The organism is Micromonospora sp. NBC_01699, from assembly GCF_036250065.1.
Lineage (GTDB): Bacteria > Actinomycetota > Actinomycetes > Mycobacteriales > Micromonosporaceae > Micromonospora_G.
This window is the reverse complement of the sequence record NZ_CP109199.1, coordinates 6,000,914-6,018,244: the sequence shown is the minus strand read 5'-3', so window position 1 is coordinate 6,018,244 and position 17,331 is coordinate 6,000,914. Positions and strand designations below refer to the sequence as shown.

General features: G+C 72.2%; 15 protein-coding genes. 8 read left to right on the top strand and 7 right to left on the bottom strand.

Annotation, left to right across the window (positions count from 1 at the left end; translation table 11 throughout):
- Positions 1–59: 59 nt before the first annotated feature.
- Both OG792_RS24385 and OG792_RS24380 read right to left on the bottom strand, forming a co-directional pair.
- Positions 60–1,817 (bottom strand): putative bifunctional diguanylate cyclase/phosphodiesterase, encoded by a 1,758-nt coding sequence (locus tag OG792_RS24385; RefSeq protein WP_329111412.1) that lies wholly within the window; start codon positions 1,815–1,817, stop codon positions 60–62.
- A 19-nt stretch (positions 1,818–1,836) separates the two neighbouring features.
- Positions 1,837–2,646 (bottom strand): SAM-dependent methyltransferase, encoded by an 810-nt coding sequence (locus tag OG792_RS24380; RefSeq protein WP_329102608.1) that lies wholly within the window; start codon positions 2,644–2,646, stop codon positions 1,837–1,839.
- Positions 2,647–3,038: 392 nt separating this feature from the next.
- On the opposite strand from OG792_RS24380, the gene OG792_RS24375 reads away from it, so the two are divergent.
- Positions 3,039–3,884, top strand: a complete 846-nt coding sequence (locus OG792_RS24375) for a TlpA family protein disulfide reductase (RefSeq protein WP_329102606.1) — start codon at positions 3,039–3,041, stop codon at positions 3,882–3,884.
- Positions 3,885–4,018: 134 nt separating this feature from the next.
- Positions 4,019–4,459 carry a DUF4395 domain-containing protein gene (locus tag OG792_RS24370; RefSeq protein ID WP_329102604.1) on the top strand — a complete coding sequence of 147 codons (441 nt, stop codon included), beginning with the start codon at positions 4,019–4,021 and terminating at the stop codon, positions 4,457–4,459.
- Between the two features lie 116 nt (positions 4,460–4,575).
- On the opposite strand, the gene OG792_RS24365 is transcribed toward OG792_RS24370, so the two are convergent.
- From OG792_RS24365 to OG792_RS24355, 3 genes are read right to left on the bottom strand one after another with little or no spacing between them, the layout of a single operon-like run.
- Positions 4,576–5,244 (bottom strand): response regulator transcription factor, encoded by a 669-nt coding sequence (locus OG792_RS24365; protein ID WP_121155899.1) that lies wholly within the window; start codon positions 5,242–5,244, stop codon positions 4,576–4,578.
- A 7-nt stretch (positions 5,245–5,251) separates the two neighbouring features.
- Positions 5,252–6,943, bottom strand: coding sequence for a GAF domain-containing sensor histidine kinase (locus OG792_RS24360; protein ID WP_329102602.1), 1,692 nt, complete (start codon positions 6,941–6,943; stop codon positions 5,252–5,254).
- A 14-nt stretch (positions 6,944–6,957) separates the two neighbouring features.
- Complete coding sequence (locus OG792_RS24355) at positions 6,958–8,787, bottom strand: AMP-dependent synthetase/ligase (protein ID WP_329102598.1); 1,830 nt, start codon at positions 8,785–8,787, stop codon at positions 6,958–6,960.
- A 174-nt stretch (positions 8,788–8,961) separates the two neighbouring features.
- Here OG792_RS24355 and OG792_RS24350 point away from each other — a divergent pair, with 174 nt between their 5' ends.
- The 6 genes from OG792_RS24350 (at position 8,962) to OG792_RS24325 (ending at position 14,664) form a co-directional block, all read left to right on the top strand.
- Complete coding sequence (locus tag OG792_RS24350; protein ID WP_329102596.1) at positions 8,962–9,417, top strand: SRPBCC family protein; 456 nt, start codon at positions 8,962–8,964, stop codon at positions 9,415–9,417.
- Between the two features lie 41 nt (positions 9,418–9,458).
- Complete coding sequence (locus OG792_RS24345; protein ID WP_329102594.1) at positions 9,459–10,379, top strand: hypothetical protein; 921 nt, start codon at positions 9,459–9,461, stop codon at positions 10,377–10,379.
- A gap of 84 nt (positions 10,380–10,463) precedes the next feature.
- Entirely contained in the window at positions 10,464–11,411 is a 948-nt protein-coding gene (locus OG792_RS24340; protein WP_329102593.1) for an ROK family glucokinase, read from the top strand.
- 156 nt (positions 11,412–11,567) lie between these two features.
- Entirely contained in the window at positions 11,568–12,296 is a 729-nt protein-coding gene (locus OG792_RS24335; protein ID WP_329111410.1) for an endonuclease/exonuclease/phosphatase family protein, read from the top strand.
- Positions 12,297–12,454: 158 nt separating this feature from the next.
- Positions 12,455–13,849 carry a flavin-containing monooxygenase gene (locus OG792_RS24330; protein ID WP_329102590.1) on the top strand — a complete coding sequence of 465 codons (1,395 nt, stop codon included), beginning with the start codon at positions 12,455–12,457 and terminating at the stop codon, positions 13,847–13,849.
- On the top strand, positions 13,846–14,664 hold the full coding sequence (locus OG792_RS24325; RefSeq protein WP_329102588.1) for an alpha/beta hydrolase: 819 nt from the start codon (positions 13,846–13,848) through the stop codon (positions 14,662–14,664). The genes OG792_RS24330 and OG792_RS24325 overlap by 4 nt, the downstream gene beginning before the upstream one ends.
- 139 nt (positions 14,665–14,803) lie before the next feature.
- Here the strand turns inward: OG792_RS24325 and OG792_RS24320 are convergent, their stop codons facing one another.
- Together OG792_RS24320 and OG792_RS24315 are read right to left on the bottom strand one after the other, a co-directional pair.
- A complete protein-coding gene (locus OG792_RS24320; protein ID WP_329102585.1) occupies positions 14,804–16,222 on the bottom strand; it encodes an alpha,alpha-trehalose-phosphate synthase (UDP-forming) in 1,419 nt (472 codons plus the stop codon).
- 172 nt (positions 16,223–16,394) lie between these two features.
- Positions 16,395–17,240, bottom strand: coding sequence for a DUF308 domain-containing protein (locus OG792_RS24315; protein WP_329102583.1), 846 nt, complete (start codon positions 17,238–17,240; stop codon positions 16,395–16,397).
- Between the last annotated feature and the right edge of the window lie 91 nt (positions 17,241–17,331).

The following is a 17,331-nucleotide window of genomic DNA, read 5'->3' as shown; positions in this document are numbered from 1 at the left end:
TTCGGTGGAGCCCGGCTCGGCACCGCCGAGTCGTCGGCGGTGCCCGGCTCGCGGGCGGGCTAGTTTCGCTGGCCCAGTCGGTCGTGGATTCGGCCGGCCGGCTCGGGGCGGCCGAAGTGCCAGCCCTGGGCGGCGTCGCAGCCGAGTTCGCGGAGCCGATCGGCCTGCCCGGCGGTCTCCACTCCCTCGGCGGTGACGGTCAGGTTGAGGGCGTGCGCGAGCGAGACCAGGGTGGCCAGGATGCGTTCGTCGGTGTGGCTCGCCGGGTCGTCGTCGGCCGCCTGTAGACCGGCCACGAACGAGCCGGCCACCTTCAGCTCGCAGACCGGCAGCGACCGCAGGTAGGCGAGGTTGGAGTAGCCGGTGCCGAAGTCGTCGATGGCGATCCTGACGCCCAACTCGGCGAGGGAGCGCAGCGCCTGCACCGGTTCGCCGGTGGTGGTCATCAACGCGCTCTCGGTGATTTCGAGCTGGAGCTTGTTCGGCGGCAGGCCGGTCCGGTCGAGCAGCGCGCGTACCTCGTCGGCCAGGCCGGCGACGTGCACCTGGCGTACGGCCAGGTTGACACTGACGAACGGCGCGTCCGGGCTGATCGTCAACCACCGTCGGGCCTCCCGGCAGGCCTCGTTCAGGACCCAGTCGCCGAGTCGGACGATCAGACCGGTCTCCTCGGCCAGCCCGATGAAACTGTCCGGGTGCAGTACGCCCAGCTTCGGGTGGCGCCACCGCACCAGCGCCTCCACCCCCAGCACCCCGCCGCAGGTCAGTGACACCAGCGGCTGGTAGTCGAGGTAGAACTCGCCCCGGTCCAGCGCCCCCGGCATCGCCGCCGACAGGGCGTGCCGGGTCAGCTCCCGCTCGTTGCGGTCGGCGTCGAAGAGGGCCCACCGCCCCCGGCCGGACGCCTTCGCCCAGTGCAGGGTCACGTCGGCGGCCCGCATCACGTCGTCCGGGCTGGTGCCGGTGACCGGACGCTCGACCACGCCGACGCTCGCCGAGATGGTGAGCTCGTGGCCGTCGACCACGGCCGGCTCGCCGATCGCGGCCAGCGCGGCGTCCGCGACCTTGAGCGCGTCGTCGGTGCAGGTGGTGTCCTCGACCAGGATCACGAACTCGTCGCCGCCGAGCCGGGCGACGAGATGCTCGCCGACCTGGCCCCGTAACCGTTCCGCCACCGAGATCAGCAACTGGTCGCCGACCGGATGACCGAGGGTGTCGTTGACCACCTTGAACCGGTCGAGGTCGATGAAGCAGACCCCGATCCGCTTGCCGCCCGCGCCCGGTCGACGTACGGCCGCGCCGAGCCGTTCGGTGAACAGGGCCCGGTTGGGCAGGTTGGTCAGCGGGTCGTGGGTGGCCTGGTGGCGAAACCGTGCCTCGCTCTCCCGCAGGGCCCGTTCGGCCTGCTCGCGGGCGACCATGCCGGCTCGCCGGATCGACTCCTGCTCGTCGAGCGTCCGGTCGTGCATCGCCCGGCTGTAGCCGGTGGCGACGGTGGCCAGCAGCCGGGCCATCCGGTCCTGCGCGTCGTCCTGGGACAGCCCGAGGTCGCGCAGCAGGCGCAACTGGATCACCTCGATGGTCCGGCCCAGGCCCTCCGCCGAGGCCACGTGCGCGGCGACCAGCGCGGCCCCCACCCGATGCCCGGTACGCAGGTCGAACGGCTCCGACTGCAACGCGTCGGCCAGGTCGCCGGTGAGCCGTTGCAGGAGTTCCTCAAGTTGGCTCTGGGTCATCGGCAGATAGCTGGTGCCGGCCACCGCCTTGGCCCACGCTCGGGCGAAGGTGGGCAGACCCGGCCGGGCGGCGGTCAGCATGGACCTGTTGCCGGAATCGTCATCCACCGTGCCGTCCCACGCCGCCCATGAACACGGCCCGCTCGGCGTCGTCCAGACTGTCGAACGAGTCGGGCCGCCACTGCGGCACCCAGACCACGCCGGGGTCGACCAGGTCGAAGCCGTCGAAGAGCCCGGTGAGTTCCGCGCGGCTGCGGACCGTCAGCGGGTTGTCCGTACGTTGATAGACACGCTCGGCCTCCTCCCGCTCGTCGACCGTCCGGCCGTCGTCGCTGGCCTGGGAGAGGACCAGGTGACTGCCGGGGGCGAGGCTGTCGCGGATGGTGGCCAGGATGCCGCGCGGGTCGTCGGAGTCCGGGATGAAGTGCAGCACCGCGACCACCATCACGGCCACCGGCTGGTCGAAGTCCAGCAGCTTGCGTACGTCCGGGTGGTTCAGGATCTCGGCCGGCTGACGGAGGTCACCCCAGAGTGCGGTCGCCTGCTCGTTGCCACTGAGGATCTCCCGGCTGTGCGCCACCGCGACCGGGTCCACGTCGACGTAGACCACCCGGGTGTCGGCGGCCGCCCGCTGGGCGATCTCGTGCACGTTGCCGACCGTCGGGATGCCCGACCCGATGTCGAGGAACTGCCGGATACCGGTGTCGATCAGGTACTGCACCGCGCGGCGGAGGAAGGCCCGGTTCGCCTGGGCCATCAGCGGCGCCTCCGGAACGGACGCGATCATCGCCTGCGCCGCCCGCCGGTCGGCGGCGAAGTTGTGCGAGCCACCCAGGTAGTAGTCGTACATTCGGGCCACACTGGGTCGTTCGATGTCGATACTCTGCGGTGCCCAGTCCGGCCGTTGCATGCCTACCTGCCCCTACGCTGAGAACGCACGAAATACTGCCCCGCGGGTGTTTCCCAGGCTATTCTGCCCGTCGTCCGCCCAGCTATCCAGACCGTGCCGGATCGTCACCCGGATCAATGACGGCAGTCACCATCGCACGGCCGGGATCCGACGTGGACACGGGGTCCGCCCGCCCGCCGGGAGCGGCGAAGCGGGCCACGACGCGCCCGTACGGTGCGGTGGAGTGGGCCGCTTCGCACCCGGACAGGCAGCGAACCGGGCCGCGACGTACCGGGGGCGGGGGTGGTGGGCGTCTTGCCCGGCGGCACTCGTCGACCCGCGACGGTGGGACGTGGGCCACCCGAGGTGGGACGGCGTGGTCATCCGCGTCCGTGCGTGGCACTCTGGGGACCGTGCAGGACACCGCGTTGACCGGCCCGTTGGTGGTCGTGGCCGTACTGGTCGCCGCCACCGCGTTCGGGTTGTGGCGGCGTCACCGCGACGGCCGGCTGCGGCCGGTGCTCGCGCAACCGGCGGGTCACCCCGGCACCGCCCGTGCCCCGTCCGCCGACGTCTCCGGAACCGTGGCCCCCGGCACGGCCCATTCGACCGGGCACCTGGCAGTGGCGCACCGAACCGACAAAACGGCAGCGACGACTGCGACTTCGCTACTGGAGGCCGTGGCCGACCCGGCCGAGACCGCGACCGCGACCGGGACGACTGCGACCGCGGCGACTGCGACCGCGGCGACTGCGATCGTGACGGCCGGGGCTGGGGAGGACCAGCGGCGGCCGGGGGAGCGGCCGGTCGAGGATCCCGGCGCGCCGGGGGTGACGGTGGATCCGGGTCTGCTGACCGCGCTCGGCGTGCAGCTCGGCACGCCCGCGACGCTGTTGCAGTTCTCGTCCGCGTTCTGCGCGCCCTGCCGGGCCACCCGTCGGGTGCTCAACGAGGTTACCGGGCTGCTCGACGGCGTACGGCACGTCGAGATCGACGCCGAGAGCCACCTGGCCGCCGTCCGAGCCCTGAACATCTGGCGTACGCCGACGGTGCTGGTGGTCGACTCCGCCGGCCGGATCGTCGCGCGGGCCACCGGCGTACCGGCGAAGCCACAGGTCGTGGCGACGTTGGCGCCCCTGCTCACCGCCGCCGCCAACACCGCGGTCGAACCGGGCCGGGCGGATCGTGAACCGGGCCGGGCGGATCGTGAACCGGGCCGGGCGGATACCGGGCCGGACCGCGAAGGTGCCGGGCGATGATCGTCCGCCTGCTCACCCGACGCCGGATCGTCGATCACGGCCGACTCTGCACCAGCCTCTGTCGCTGAGCCCGGATCCCGTTCGTCCCGGCTCCCGGCGGCGTCGTCGCGCCGCCCCTTCCGACAGAGGTAACCATGCTGCTCGACCCCCGAGGACCCCGGTTCGCCGCGGCCGTCACCACCGTCGTCCTGATCGTCGTGCTGGTGACCGGCTCCGGTTGGCTGGCACTGGCCCAGGCCGTTGTCTTCGCCATCACCGCCGCGACCCCGCGTCGGGGACCGTACGGGCTGTTGTTCCGAGCCTTCGTGGCGCGTCGGCTGCGTCCGCCGACGGAGCTGGAACCGGCGGCTCCGGTGCGGTTCGCACAGCTTGTCGGGCTGGTCTTCACGCTGGTCGCGGCGGCCGGTTACCTCGGCGGGGCGGACGGCGTGGGTCTGGTCGCGGCCGGGCTGGCGCTCGCGGCGGCGTTCCTCAACGCGGCCTTCGGGCTCTGCCTGGGCTGCGAGGCGTATCTGGCGTTCCGTCGGCTGAGTGGCCGGGCGACCCCGGCCCGAGTGCCGGCCGACGCGTCCTGACCGGGCCCGCCGCAGCGGGGCCGACTCCGGTCAGCGGCGACCCGGTCCGGCCGACTCCGGGTCCGGGCCGGCCTCGGTGCGCGTGGCACCGGGGCCGGCCCGGGACCGGGAGACGGTCAGAACTTCGGCGCGTCGGGGGCTTCCAGCAGCCCCAGCCGCAGTGCGGTCATCAGGGCCTGGGCCCGGTTGGCCGCGCCGAGCTTCTCGTAGAGCTTCGAGATGTGCGTCTTGGCCGTCGACTCGCTGACGAACAGCTGCTTGGCGATGCCGGCCACGCTCATTCCGTCGGCGAGCAGCCGCAGCACCTGACCCTCGCGGGGGGAGAGCTGCGGACCGGACGGCGCCAGCCGTCGCTTCATCGCCTCGGCGAGGTCGGCGGCGGTGAACGCGCTCGGTGACGACGCGGCGTGCCGCGCGGCGGCGACCACCTCGTCGGCCGGGGCGGTCTTCGGTACGAAGGCGCTCGCGCCCGCCTCCAGTGCGCCGAACAACTGGTCGTCGCCCGCGTACATGGTGAGGACGACGATGCCCATGGTGGCGCTGGACTTGCGCAGGGCGCGGGTGGCCTCCAGGCCGCTGCCGTCGGGCAGGCGGAGGTCCATGATCACGACGTCGGGTTGCAGGGCACCCGCCTGACGGACCCCCTCCGCCGCCGTCGCGGCCTCACCGACGACCTCGAACTGGCGGTCCCGTTCGAACGCGTGGCGCAGGCCCTTGCGGATCAGGTCGTGATCGTCGACAAGAAGGACCTTGGTACGGCCAGCCGGCGTGGGGCTCGTGGTCATGCTCGGGTTACTCCCCTTCTGATGCGGTGACGCTATCGCGCACGTTATCTCGTCGGGGCGTGGTTCCGAGCACCACTGCCACCGTCGTGCCGCTGGGATGCCGTGGACGGATCTCCAACCGGCCCCGGATACGTTCCGCTCTCTCGGCCATGATCGCAAGACCATACCGCCCGTCCGGGCGCTGGTCAGCTATGCCGTGACCATCATCCGACACTTCTATTTGTGCATACGGCGGGTCGACGGCGCAAGTTACCCACAAATTGGACGCGCCCGCGTGCTTGCGCGCGTTCGTGATCGCCTCTTGCGCGATACGTAACAACTCGGCCTCGGTGGCGGCGGGAAGCCGGGCGGTGGACTCATCGAGGGACAAATGAACACGGAGTCCGCCCGAAGCGCCGACGGTTCGGGCGTACTCGGCCATCGCGGCCGCCAGTCCGCCGTGCCGGTCGACCTCGCTGCGCAGCTCGAACAGGCTGAGTCGCAGCTCCTGGATCACCCGGGTCACCTCGCCGCGCAGCGTACGGAGTTCGCCGGCGGTCTCCTCGGCCCCCTCCGGCAGGGTGGCCATGGCGTTGTCGATGCCGTAGCCGACCATTACGAGTTCCTGGGCCACCCCGTCGTGGATCTCCCGGGCCAGCCGCTGGCGTTCCTCGTTGGTGGCCAGCGAGCGGACCTCGTCGAAGAGCAGCGCGGCCTCCAGTCGAAGCGCGGCGGGGCGGGTCAGCGCGGTCACCCGGCCCACCACCGTCGCCGGGTACGCGGTCGCCGCGTCCGCCTCGATGATCACCAGTCCGACCGTGCGTACGCCCGCGACCAGGGGCACCACCAGCGCGGAGACCTCTCCGCCGGGGTGGGAGCGGGCCTGTGAGCGGGGGGCGGTCTGCGGTTGCTGGCTGGCCCAGGCGTCGGCGATGGCGGAGTCGGCGTCGAGCGTGGTCTCCCAGTCGACCCGGTCCACGCCCACCTGGGCGAGCACCACCAGCCGGCCGCCGCCGCTGACCGAGAGCACCGCCGCCCGGTCGGCGCGGGCCACCCCGCGCAGCTCCTCCAGCAGGTGCTCGGAGATGCTGCCCGGATCGAGGGTTGCTCCGGGTAGCTGCCGTGCGACGCTTCGGAGTTGGGTGAGCAGGCGGGTCGCCTCGGCGTACGGCTGCGGCCGGCTCTCACCGCGAGCCTGCCAGATCCGTTGCAGGGTGCCGGCGGCGTACAGGCCGAGCGCGGCCAGCACCAGCCACTGGGCCGAGACGGCCAGGTAGCCGAGCTGGCCGAGGTGCCCGAGCGGTTCGTTGCTGCTGTTGCCGCTGATGAAGCCGCCGACGGCGAGGCTGGCCGCGGTGACCGCGAGCAGCGCGGCCCCCTCGGTCGAGCGCCGTTGCAGGGCCGCGACGGTCAGCGGTACGGCGAGGTAGGGCAGGATCGCCGCCGCCCCCATCCCGCCGATCGACGCCTCGGCCGCCACCTGGCTCGCCGCGAAGCCGACGATCACCACCTCGGCGAACCGGCCGAGCGGGGCGAGAACCGGATGGCGCGGGGCGAGTACGGCGGGGATGCCGGCGACCGCCAGCAGGGCGATCCAGCGGAGCTGGCTCACCTCACCGGTGGTGATCAGGGTCAGGATCGCGACGAGCGCGAGCATGACGACGCGTGCCGCCGCCGCGAGTGGATGCGGGCGGGGGAGGGCGGGTGTCGAGGCGGGCACCTGACGGATCGTAGTCAGTCTCCGTAGATAGCGGCGATTTCTGCGGCGTATGTCTGGTGTACGACCGCCCGCTTGACCTTCAGTGACGGGGTCAATTCACCGGTCGCCTCGGTCAGGTCGCGTGGCAGGATCCGGAACTTCCTGATCGACTCGGCGGCGGAGACGGCCTTGTTCGCGTCGTCGACCGCGGACTGGATCTCGGCGGTCAGCGCCGGGTCCTCCCGCAGGTCCCCCACCTGGCTCTCGGCCGGGTGGCCGTGCTCGGCGAGCCACTTCGGCCAGGCGTCCTCGTCGATGCTGACCAGCGCCGCGACGAACGGACGCCGGTCGCCGACCACCACGCAGTGGCTGACCAGCGGATGGGCCCGGACGCGGTCCTCAAGCACCGCCGGGGCGACGTTCTTGCCGCCGGCGGTCACGATGATCTCCTTCTTCCGGCCGGTGATGCTGAGGAAGCCGTCACCGTCGAGGTTGCCCAGGTCGCCGGTGCGGAACCAGCCGTCGGAGTCGAGTGCCTCCGCGGTCGCCTCCGGGTTGTTCCAGTACCCCTGGAACACGATGTCGCCCTTGACCAGGATCTCGCCGTCGTCGGCGATCCGGACCGTGACGCTCGGCAGCGGCCGGCCGACAGTGCCGATCCGGATCGCGGTGACCAGGTTGGCCGCGACCGCCGGGGAGGTTTCGGTCAGCCCGTACCCCTCCAGAACGGTGACCCCGACGCCGCGGAAGAAATGGGCGAGCCGGGCGCCCAGCGGCGCGCCGCCGGAGATCGCGTCCCGGCAGCGTCCGCCGAGCGCGGCCCGCAGCCTGCGGTAGACCAGTCGGTCGAAGACCCGGTGTTGCATCCGCAGCGCCAGGCCGGGCCCGCCGGGGCGGTCCAGCGCCTCGCTGTATTCGATCGCCACCCGCTCGGCCCGCGCGAAGATCGCGCCCTTGCCGTCGGCGGCGGCCTTCTGGGCGGCCCCGTTGTAGACCTTCTCGAACACCCGGGGCACCGAGAGTACGAACGTCGGGCGGAACGCCTGTAGCTCGTTGACCAGGTTCTTCGGGTCGGAGCTGTGGGCCAGGGTGGCCCGCGCGTAGATCACGCCGACCTGGATCAGCCGGGCGAACGAGTGCGCCAGCGGCAGGAACAGCAGGGTGGAGGCGCCCTCGTTGAACAGGTGGGGCAGCACGGCCACCGCGTTGGCGGCGTCGGTGGAGAGGTTGCGGTGGGTCAGCAGGCAGCCCTTGGGCCGCCCGGTGGTGCCGCTGGTGTAGATGATCGTGGCCAGGTCGTCGCTCCGGACGCCGCGTCGACGGCTCTCGACCTCGGCCGGGTCGATCCGCCCACCCTCGCGGACCAGCGCGTCCAGGTCGTCGGTCTCGATCTGCCAGACCTGCCGCAGGGCGGGCACCTCGTCCCTGACACCGGTCAGCAGCAGCGCGTGTGCGGTCGTCTCGACCACGCAGGCCACCGCGCCCGAGTCGGCGAGGATCCAGGCCACCTGTTCGGCGCTGGAGGTCTCGTAGACCGGCACGGTCACCGCACCGGCCGCCCAGATGGCGTAGTCGAGCAGGGTCCACTCGTACCGGGTCTTGCTCATCAGGCCGATCCGGTCGCCGGGCGCGATCCCGGCCGCGATCAGGCCGCGGGCCAGCGCGACGACCTCGTCGCGGAACTGCCGGCTGGTGATGTCGGTCCAGCCGTCCCGCTCACCCGCCGTCGGCGTGTCGGCCGTGCCCCGGGTACGCCGGGCGAACTGGACCGCGTCCGGCGCCACCTCCGCGTTGTCCCAGACCGGGTCGGTCAGGTTCGCCGTGTCGCCGATGGTCGCGATGGGTGGGACGGAGAACTCGCGCACCTGCACTCCTTCGTGCTCGTACTCCACGGCGGGGTCAGCCGCACGGGCCGGGCCGGACATACGAAACCTACCCGGCCGTCCCGGTCGGGCGGCCAGGCAGGCCGGTCGGAGGAGGACGTGCCGGGGTCGAGCCGCACGGCCGTGTCGGCCCGTACACCGGGTAGCCTGCCCCCCATGGCGGACAGCTCCATCCAGTCGATCGTCATCGCCGCGCCCGCGGACCGGGTGGCGGCGGTGATCTGCGACTTCGCGCGCTACCCGGAGTGGACCGACGCGGTGCGCGCCGTCGAGGTGGTCGAGGAATACGAGGACGGGTACGCCAGTCAGGTCCGGTTTGTCCTTGATGCCGGAGTGCTCGCCGACGAGTACACCCTCGTCTACGAGTACGCCGAGGACATCTCGCACATCGCCTGGCACCTGGCCGCACCCTCCCGGATGCAGCAGGCCCAGAACGGGTCGTACGACATCGAGGAGAACGGCGACGCCACCTCCACGGTGACCTACATGCTGGAGGTCGAACTCTCCGTCGGCATGCTCGGCATGTTCCGCCGCAAGGCCGAGAAGATGATCATGGATACGGCGTTGAAGCAGCTCAAGCGGCGGGTCGAGTCGCTCGATGCGACCAACTGACCCGACCGCGGACAGCGGCGTCACGGCGAGAGGAGGCGGGCATGGCAGCGACCGACCCAACATCGGCGCGTACGGAGGCTGAGCGCCTGGTCGCCACCGCGCTGGCCGCGGTGCGCCTGGGCACGGCCGGCCGGACCGGCGGCTTCGGCCCGCTCGGCGACCTGGTCAGCGGTGTGCTTGGTCACAGCGGACCCGACCCCTCCACCAGCGGCGGCAACCCGTACGCCGGCCGCCACGGCACCGGCACCGGCCCCACCGACGGCACGTCCGGCGGCGGCTTCGCCACCGGCTCGGCCGAATGCTGCGTCTGTCCGATCTGCCGCACCATCGTCGCGCTGCGCGACCCGAGCCCCGAGTTCGCCGAACGGCTCGCCACCGGGGCCGGCGACTTCGCCGCCGGCCTGGCCAGCCTGCTGCGGGCCCTGTCCCCGCCGACCGAGCCCGCACCGACCGGCACCCCGCCGACCCACTCCGACACCCCGGCACCGCCCACCGCCGCCCCGCCGACCCCGGCCGAGGCCCCGGCGACCGCCACCCACACCCACACCCACACCCCGGCCGCGCCCGCCGAAACCCCACCACCGGCCGCGGGCACCCCGCCGCCGGCACCCGACGCGCCCGACGGCGCAACCCCCCTCCGCCCCGTCGCACCGACCGCCCGACCCGGATCGGACGACGAGGTGTGGCGCGGAGCCACCCGTACCGGGCATGATTCGGTGCCGGCACCGGAGCGGGACGTCTGGGCGGCCGCGACCCGCGCGGCAGCCGACCCCCGAACCGACCGTGCCACCCCGCCCGCCGACGCGGCCGGGACCACCGGCTCGTCCGCGCGGCCGGCGCCGCCCCGCTCCACCGGAGCCGGGCCGGACGCCGACCCGGTCGGCACGTCGCCGGTGGTACCCGCCGCCCGCGTACCGGGGGAGCCGGCGCTCGCCGACGGCGACACGGGCAACGGGGACTGAGCGGGCCGAACCTGCCGCAGGGCGGCGGCACGCGATCGGCCGGTGTGGTGCCGGCAGAGCAGAGCACAGAGGGGAGCGGCGGCGGTGACGCTGACCATCGGAGTCGACGTCGGTGGTACCAAGGTGGCCGCGGGCGTCGTCGACGCCGACGGCAAGGTCCTGGTACGCACCCGGCGGGACACCCCCGCCGATGACGTCGCCAAGACCCGCGACGTCATCGTCGAGGTCGTCGCGGAACTGGCCGCCGGCCGGGAGATCGAGGCGGTGGGGATCGGCGCGGCCGGCTGGATCGACGCCAGCCGCTCGATAGTCCTCTTCGCACCGAACATCGCCTGGCGCGACGAACCCATCCGCGACTACGTCAGCGCGGCCGTCAACCTGCCCGTGATCGTGGAGAACGACGGCAACGTGGCCGCCTGGGCCGAGTTTCGGCACGGCGCGGCCCGGCACGCGAACGACTCGATGGTGATGTTCACCATCGGCACCGGCGTCGGCGGCGGCATCGTCCTCGGCGGCGAACTCGTACGCGGCGCGAACGGCATCGCCGCCGAACTGGGCCACACCCTCTCCGTACCCGACGGCCACCTCTGCGGCTGCGGTCGACTCGGCTGCATCGAGCAGTACGCCAGCGGCCGGGCCCTGGTCCGGTTCGCCCGCGCCGGGGCGCGTCAGGCCCCGGCCCGCGCCACCCGACTGCTGGAGATGGCCGGCGGCGAGGTCGAGTCGATCACCGGACCGATGGTGACCAGCGCGGCCCAGGAGGGCGACCCGATCTCCGGCGAGGCGTTCGCCCAGATCGGCCACTGGCTCGGCCTCGGGCTGGCCGACATGGTGCAGATCCTCGACCCCGAGGTGCTGGTCGTCGGCGGTGGCGTGGTCGAGGCGGGCGACCTGCTGCTCGGCCCCACCCAGCGGGCCTTCGTGGAGGCCCTGGCCCAGCGCGGCCGACTGCCGGTGGCCGAGATCCGGCCGGCCGAACTGGGCAACACCGCGGGCATGGTCGGCGCCGCCGACCTGGCCCGACGCCGGTAGCGCCCGACCGACCCGAGGCCCGACAGCATGGGTGATCCGATTGGCGGCCCGACGACGACGAGCGAAGGGGTACCCGGCGTGACACAGGCGGAACCGTCCGGCGATGCCGCGACCGACCGGGGCGACACCGCGACCGATGCCGTCGCGGGCGTACGTCTGCGCGTGCTGTCGTACAACGTGCACAGCCAGCGCGACGACGTGGCGGCGCTGGCCGCCGCCGTACGGGCGGCCGAGCCGGACGTGGTGATCGTGCAGGAGGGCCCCCGGCGGTTCCGTTGGCGGCACAAGACCGGTGCCCTGGCCGCCGCGCTCGGGCTGGTGGTCGGTGCCGGTGGGCTCCCGTCCCTGGGCAACGTCATCCTGACCAGCCTGCGGGTCCGGGTCGGGCGGACCTGGCACCGCCAGTTCCCGCTCACCCAGGGCCGGCACATGCGTGGCGCGGTCTTCGCCGAGTGCGCGGTCGGATCCGCCACCACCGCCCCGTTCGTGGTCGCCGGCTCACACCTCGGCACCGACCCGACCGAGCGCCCCGGCCACGCCACCCTGCTCAAACGGGAACTGTCCGAGCTGCGCCTGCCGGTGGTGCTCGGCGCCGACCTCAACGAGAACTCCGGCGGCGCCGCCTGGCGCACGGTCGCCGACGGGCTGACCGACGCCGCGGTCGCCGCCGGCCGGGCGAACACGCGTACGTTCCCGTGCGCCGACCCGCGCGACCGGATCGACGCGCTCTTCGTCGACCCACGGATCGTCGTCACCGGCTACGACGTGCTGGACACCCCGCAGACCCGCCGTGCCAGCGACCACTTCCCGGTCCTCGCCGACCTGCTGCTCCCGGCCCACGTACCGGCCGGCCGCACCGGAACCCGCTCCGCCCCCACCGGCTGACCGCCGCGCCGGGACCGACCCGCTCCGCCTCAGCCGGACGGACGTACGTCGATCCGGAGGAATGACCAAACGTTGGGCGCCGGGCTGGACAAAGGGTCACGCCAGCCGAGAGGATTCGGCAGCACTCGGCATTCGTGCCGGACAAAAGGAGATTCCCGGTGTCCACCTCCACTGGCCAAGACAGCTCCGAAACGGGCGCGACCGTGCGGTCGGACGGGCGCCCGGTCTACGACCGGGGCGGCACCGTCTGCGTCGTCGGCGCCGGGGCCAGCGGCCTGGCCGCGATCAAAAACCTGAAAGAGTACGGCTTCGGCGTCGACTGCTACGAACGGGAAACCAGCGTCGGCGGGGCCTGGAACTGGCGGCACGACCGCAGCCCGGTCTACGCCAGCACCCACCTGATCTCGTCGAAGCCGTTCACCCAGTTCCCCGACTTCCCGATGCCGGACTCCTGGCCGGACTATCCCCACCACAGCCAGGTCCTCGGTTACCTGGAGCGGTACGCCGACCACTTCGACCTGCGCGAGGACGTCTGGTTCGGCACCGAGGTGATCCGGGTCGAACCGGCGGCCGGCAACCGTTGGGACGTGACCACCCGCAGCACCGGCGGCTACGGCGCCGAGCGGACCTCCCGCTATGCCGCCGTGGTGGTCGCCAACGGGCACAACTGGGCCCCGAAGATCCCCGCCTACGACGGGCTCGACGAGTTCCGGGGGCAGGTCATTCACGCCTCGGCGTACAAGGACACGACCCAGTTGCGGGGCAAGCGGGTGCTGGTGATCGGGGCCGGCAACACCGGCTGCGACATCGCGGTCGAGGCCGCCCAGCAGGCCACCAAATGTTGGCACTCCACCCGACGCGGCTACTGGTACGCCCCCAAGTACGTGCTGGGCCGCCCGACCGACCAGGTCAACGCCGGTCTGGCCAAACTGCCGCTGCGACTGCGCCAGTGGTTCTCCGCCCGTACGCTGCGGCTCACCGTCGGCGACCTGACCCGGTTCGGCCTGCGCGCGCCCGACCACAAGATCTACGAGACCCACCCGATCGCGAACAGCCAACTCGTCTACTACGTCGGACACGGCGGGATCACCCCCGTACCGGATGTGGCCCGGTTCCGCGGGCACACCGTGGAGCTCTCCGACGGCCAGCAGATCGAACCGGACCTGGTGGTGCTCGCCACCGGCTACCTGCCGCGCTTCGAGTTCCTCGACCCCAAGCTGCTCGGTGACGACACCTCCGGCCGCCCCACCCTCTACCTCAACGCCTTCCCGCGCCGCCACCCCACCCTGGCCGTGGCCGGTCTGCTGCAATCCGACTCCGGCATCTTCCCGCTGGTGCACTGGCAGACGGTGGCGATCGCCCGGCGCCTGCGGGTGCAGGAGACCGAGCCGGACCGGGCCACCGCGTTCGCCGCCCGGGTGGAGGCCGGCGCCGCCCGCCGGTGGAGTTCGGCGAAGGTCAAGGACAGCACCCGGCACTGGTTCGAGATTGGTCACCGCGACTACCTGAGCGAGCTGCAAACCGTCCTCGACGACCTGGAGGTCAGCAAATGAGCGCGGCCGGTACCCGGATCATCCGGACGCGCGACTGGGCCAACCCGGTCCCACCCGTACGCCGGGAGGTGCGCAGCGCCACCCCCGAGGTGGAGGAGGGCAAGCCGCCGCTGCTGTTCGTTCCCGGCTTCGGTCATGGCGCATGGGCGTTCGCCGAGCACTGGCTTGAGCACTCTGCGTCACGAGGGTTCTCGGCACACTCGGTGAGCCTGCGCGGGCACGGCGGCAGCGGCGCGGCGCCGAAGGCGACGCTTCGGGCGTACGTCCATGATGTTGTCCAGGTGGCGGCGAGCCTGCCCCGGCAGACGGTGCTGGTGGGGCACGGCGCCGGTGCGCTCGTGGTGACCCACGCCCTGGCCCGCTATCCGGCCAGGGCCGGGGTGCTGGTCGCGCCGGTGCTCGGCGGCTGGGGTACGTTCGGCGGCGCCCTGCGCCGCAACCCCGCCGGCACCCTGCCCGCGATCTTCGGTGGCCGACTGCGGCTCAACCGCCGTCAACTGTTCAGCCGCGAACTCCCGGCCGCCACCGCCGCCGACTACACCACCCGGCTCGGCCGGGCCACCGCCCGCGCCCAGTGGCAGCTACTGCTGCACCGCGACCCCGAACCACCCGTCGGCAACCCGCCGCTGCTGGTCCTCGGCAGCCCCGACGACCGGATCGTCTCCGCCGCCGCCCTCACCCGCGCGGCCCGCCGCTACGACGCCGCCCCGCTGCTCTTCCCCGGCATGGGCCACGACCTGATGCTCGATGCCCGCTGGCGCGAACCGATCGACGCCATCCTCGACTGGCTGGACAAAGACCTACCCACCCGCTGACCCGCCCAAAGCCCCCCAGTTGCAACCGGTCGGCGCACCACGACCAGGTCAGGGGTTCGGGGGCGGCGTGCCCCGCGGAGAGATCAAGCCTGACCGCTCGGAGCGGGGCACGCCGCCCCCGAACCCCCCACCGCAACAACTACGAAGCCGGAGCCAACCGATCAGCCAACGCCCCGGTCTGATCCAACGATGTCAGATAGGCCCGAGCCCAAGCCCGAATATCGTAGGTCCGAAGATGTTCACGCATTGACCGCATCCGATCGCTCACATCCGTCGGCGTCGCCTGCAACGCGTGCATCAGGGTCAGTTTCAACCCCTCCAGATCGTGCGGATTCACCAGGTACGCCTGGGTGAATTCCGCCGCCGCCCCGGCGAACTCGCTCAGCAGCAGCGCGCCCCCGTTGTCGACCCGGGCCGCGACATACTCCTTCGCGACCAGGTTCATCCCGTCCCGCAACGGCGTCACCGCCATGATGTCCGCGATCCGGTAGAGCGCCGCCAGCTCGGTACGGTCGAACGGCTGGGTCAGGTAGTGGATCGCCGGTTCGCCGACCCGCCCGAACTCCCCGTTGATCCGGCCAACCTCGCGCTCCACCCGCTCGCGCAGGACCTGGTACTGCTCGACCCGTTCCCGGCTCGGCACCGCCACCTGGACCATGACCGTGTCGCGCACCTTGACGTGACCATTGGCGATCAGCTCGCTGTACGCCTTGAGCCGCTGCTCGATGCCCTTGGTGTAGTCCATCCGGTCGATGCTGAGGATCACGTGCTGCGGGTCGCCCAGGTCGCTGCGAAGCCGGCGGGCCCGCTGGACCACGTCCGGGCGTCGAGAGAGCGCTTCCATCTCGGCCATGTCGATCGAGACCGGGAAGGCGCCGATCCGCACCACTCGGTCGTCGACCGCGATCCGGCGGTCGGTGGCGGGCAGTTTGAGCACCTTGGACGCGAGCTGGGCGAAGTTGTGTGCCGCCTGGGCCCGCTGGAAGCCGACCAGGTCGGCGCCGAGCATGCCGAGCAGCAGTTCGGCCCGGCGGGGCAGTTGCATGAACAGCTCGGGTGGCGGGAACGGTACGTGCAGGAAGAAGCCGATCCGCAGGTCCGGGCGCAGTGCCCGGAGCAGACCCGGTACGAGTTGCAGGTGGTAGTCCTGCACCCAGACCACGGCGCCCGGTTCGGCGGCTTCCGCGGCGGCTTCGGCGAACCGCTGGTTGACCCGCTGGTACGCCTCCCACCAGCGGCGGTGGTAGACGGGCTGCTCGACCGCGTCGTGGTAGAGCGGCCACAGGGTGGCGTTGGCGAAACCCTCGTAGTGGTCCCGCATGTCCTCTTCGCTGAGCGGTACCGCGTGCATCCGTACGCCGTCGATGTCGGGTACGACCGGGGCGGGGCCACTGCCACCGGCCCAACCGACCCAGACCGCCGGGGTCTTCTTCAGGATGGGGTGCAGGGCACCGACCAGACCACCGGGGCTACGACGCCACTCACAGGCGCCGTCAAGCGCCACGCCGTCGTCGACCGGCAGCCGGTTGGCCACCACCACAAGCGGACTCTGTCGCATTCGGGCACCTCGTTCCGGGCGAGGCGACCACCGCGAATGATGCGCGATCGGGCAGTCGTGAGGGGAAGTGAGGAGAGGTGACGTACAGGGGTATTCCTACTGACATCAAGTTACACGAGTGTTACGCATGGCCGCTGTGTGCGATCAATCTCACTATTTGCCTGTTACGGGCTCAGACCACCGCACCATCGTCGGGGTCGTCCTCCTCCTCGTCGCCCGAACGCAGCCGCCAGATCAGCGTGACGAACCCGCTCAGGATCCCGGTGAAGCCGATCAGGGTGACCAGGCCCCGGTCGATCGGCAACAGGCTGGGGAAGACGAAGAGGATGAAGCCGATGACAACCGCGAGCACCCCCGCGACCGCGTACTTCGACACGTGCGGCAGCGGCGGGGGCGGCGGCGGAATGTAGCGGTCCTCGGCGTCGTCGGGCAGGTCCGCGCCGAACGTGTCGAGGCCGTCGAGCAGCGAGGACTGGTCGGACCGGGGATCGAGGGAGATGCCGGAGATGTCGGTGGCCGACTGCAACGGCCGTACCTCGGTGGCCGGGCCGGCGCTCTCCTGGCCGGTCCGGGTGGCGGTGGCGGTGGTCCCGCCCGCCGGGTCGGCCGGCTGGTCCGCGCTCACGTCCTCGGCCGCCGGCCAGGGCCGGGCCCCGTCGGTCACGTCGGCGTGGTAGCCGGCGACGATCCGCGCCCATTCGGCGTCCACGTCCGGATCGGGTCGGGACGGCGCCGGTCCCGGCGTGCCCTCGTCGGCGAGCTGGGTCAGGTAGTCCCGGGCGGTCGCCAGGTGGGTCCGGTCGACGTAGAGCCGGTCGGTCGGCCGTGCCGGCACCGTGGTGGTCCGGGTCACCGGGTTGAGGTCGGCGGAAGGCTGGAGGTAGGCGGCGATGCCACCGGCCGCGAGGACGTCCAGCAGGTGTTCGCCCACCCGTGGATCCACGTCGCCGGCGACGGCGTATTCGGTCGCGTCGAGCCCGTTGTCCCGCCGTCCCCGGCGGGCACCACCCGGTGACACTGGATACCCTCCCTCACCGGCGCATGCGCGCGCCCGACCCAGACCCCCGCCGCGCCGATCGCGCGTGCCGTGCCTTGAATCGTGACACGGC

Bases quoted from the DNA above. Each gene is read 5' to 3' on its own strand.
- OG792_RS24385 (WP_329111412.1), bottom strand. From the start codon at position 1,817: ATGCTGACCGCCGCCCGGCCGGGTCTGCCCACCTTCGCCCGAGCGTGG.
- OG792_RS24380 (WP_329102608.1), bottom strand. From the start codon at position 2,646: ATGCAACGGCCGGACTGGGCACCGCAGAGTATCGACATCGAACGACCC.
- OG792_RS24370 (WP_329102604.1), top strand. From the start codon at position 4,019: ATGCTGCTCGACCCCCGAGGACCCCGGTTCGCCGCGGCCGTCACCACC.
- OG792_RS24365 (WP_121155899.1), bottom strand. From the start codon at position 5,244: ATGACCACGAGCCCCACGCCGGCTGGCCGTACCAAGGTCCTTCTTGTC.
- OG792_RS24350 (WP_329102596.1), top strand. From the start codon at position 8,962: ATGGCGGACAGCTCCATCCAGTCGATCGTCATCGCCGCGCCCGCGGAC.
- OG792_RS24345 (WP_329102594.1), top strand. From the start codon at position 9,459: ATGGCAGCGACCGACCCAACATCGGCGCGTACGGAGGCTGAGCGCCTG.
- OG792_RS24325 (WP_329102588.1), top strand. From the start codon at position 13,846: ATGAGCGCGGCCGGTACCCGGATCATCCGGACGCGCGACTGGGCCAAC.
- OG792_RS24320 (WP_329102585.1), bottom strand. From the start codon at position 16,222: ATGCGACAGAGTCCGCTTGTGGTGGTGGCCAACCGGCTGCCGGTCGAC.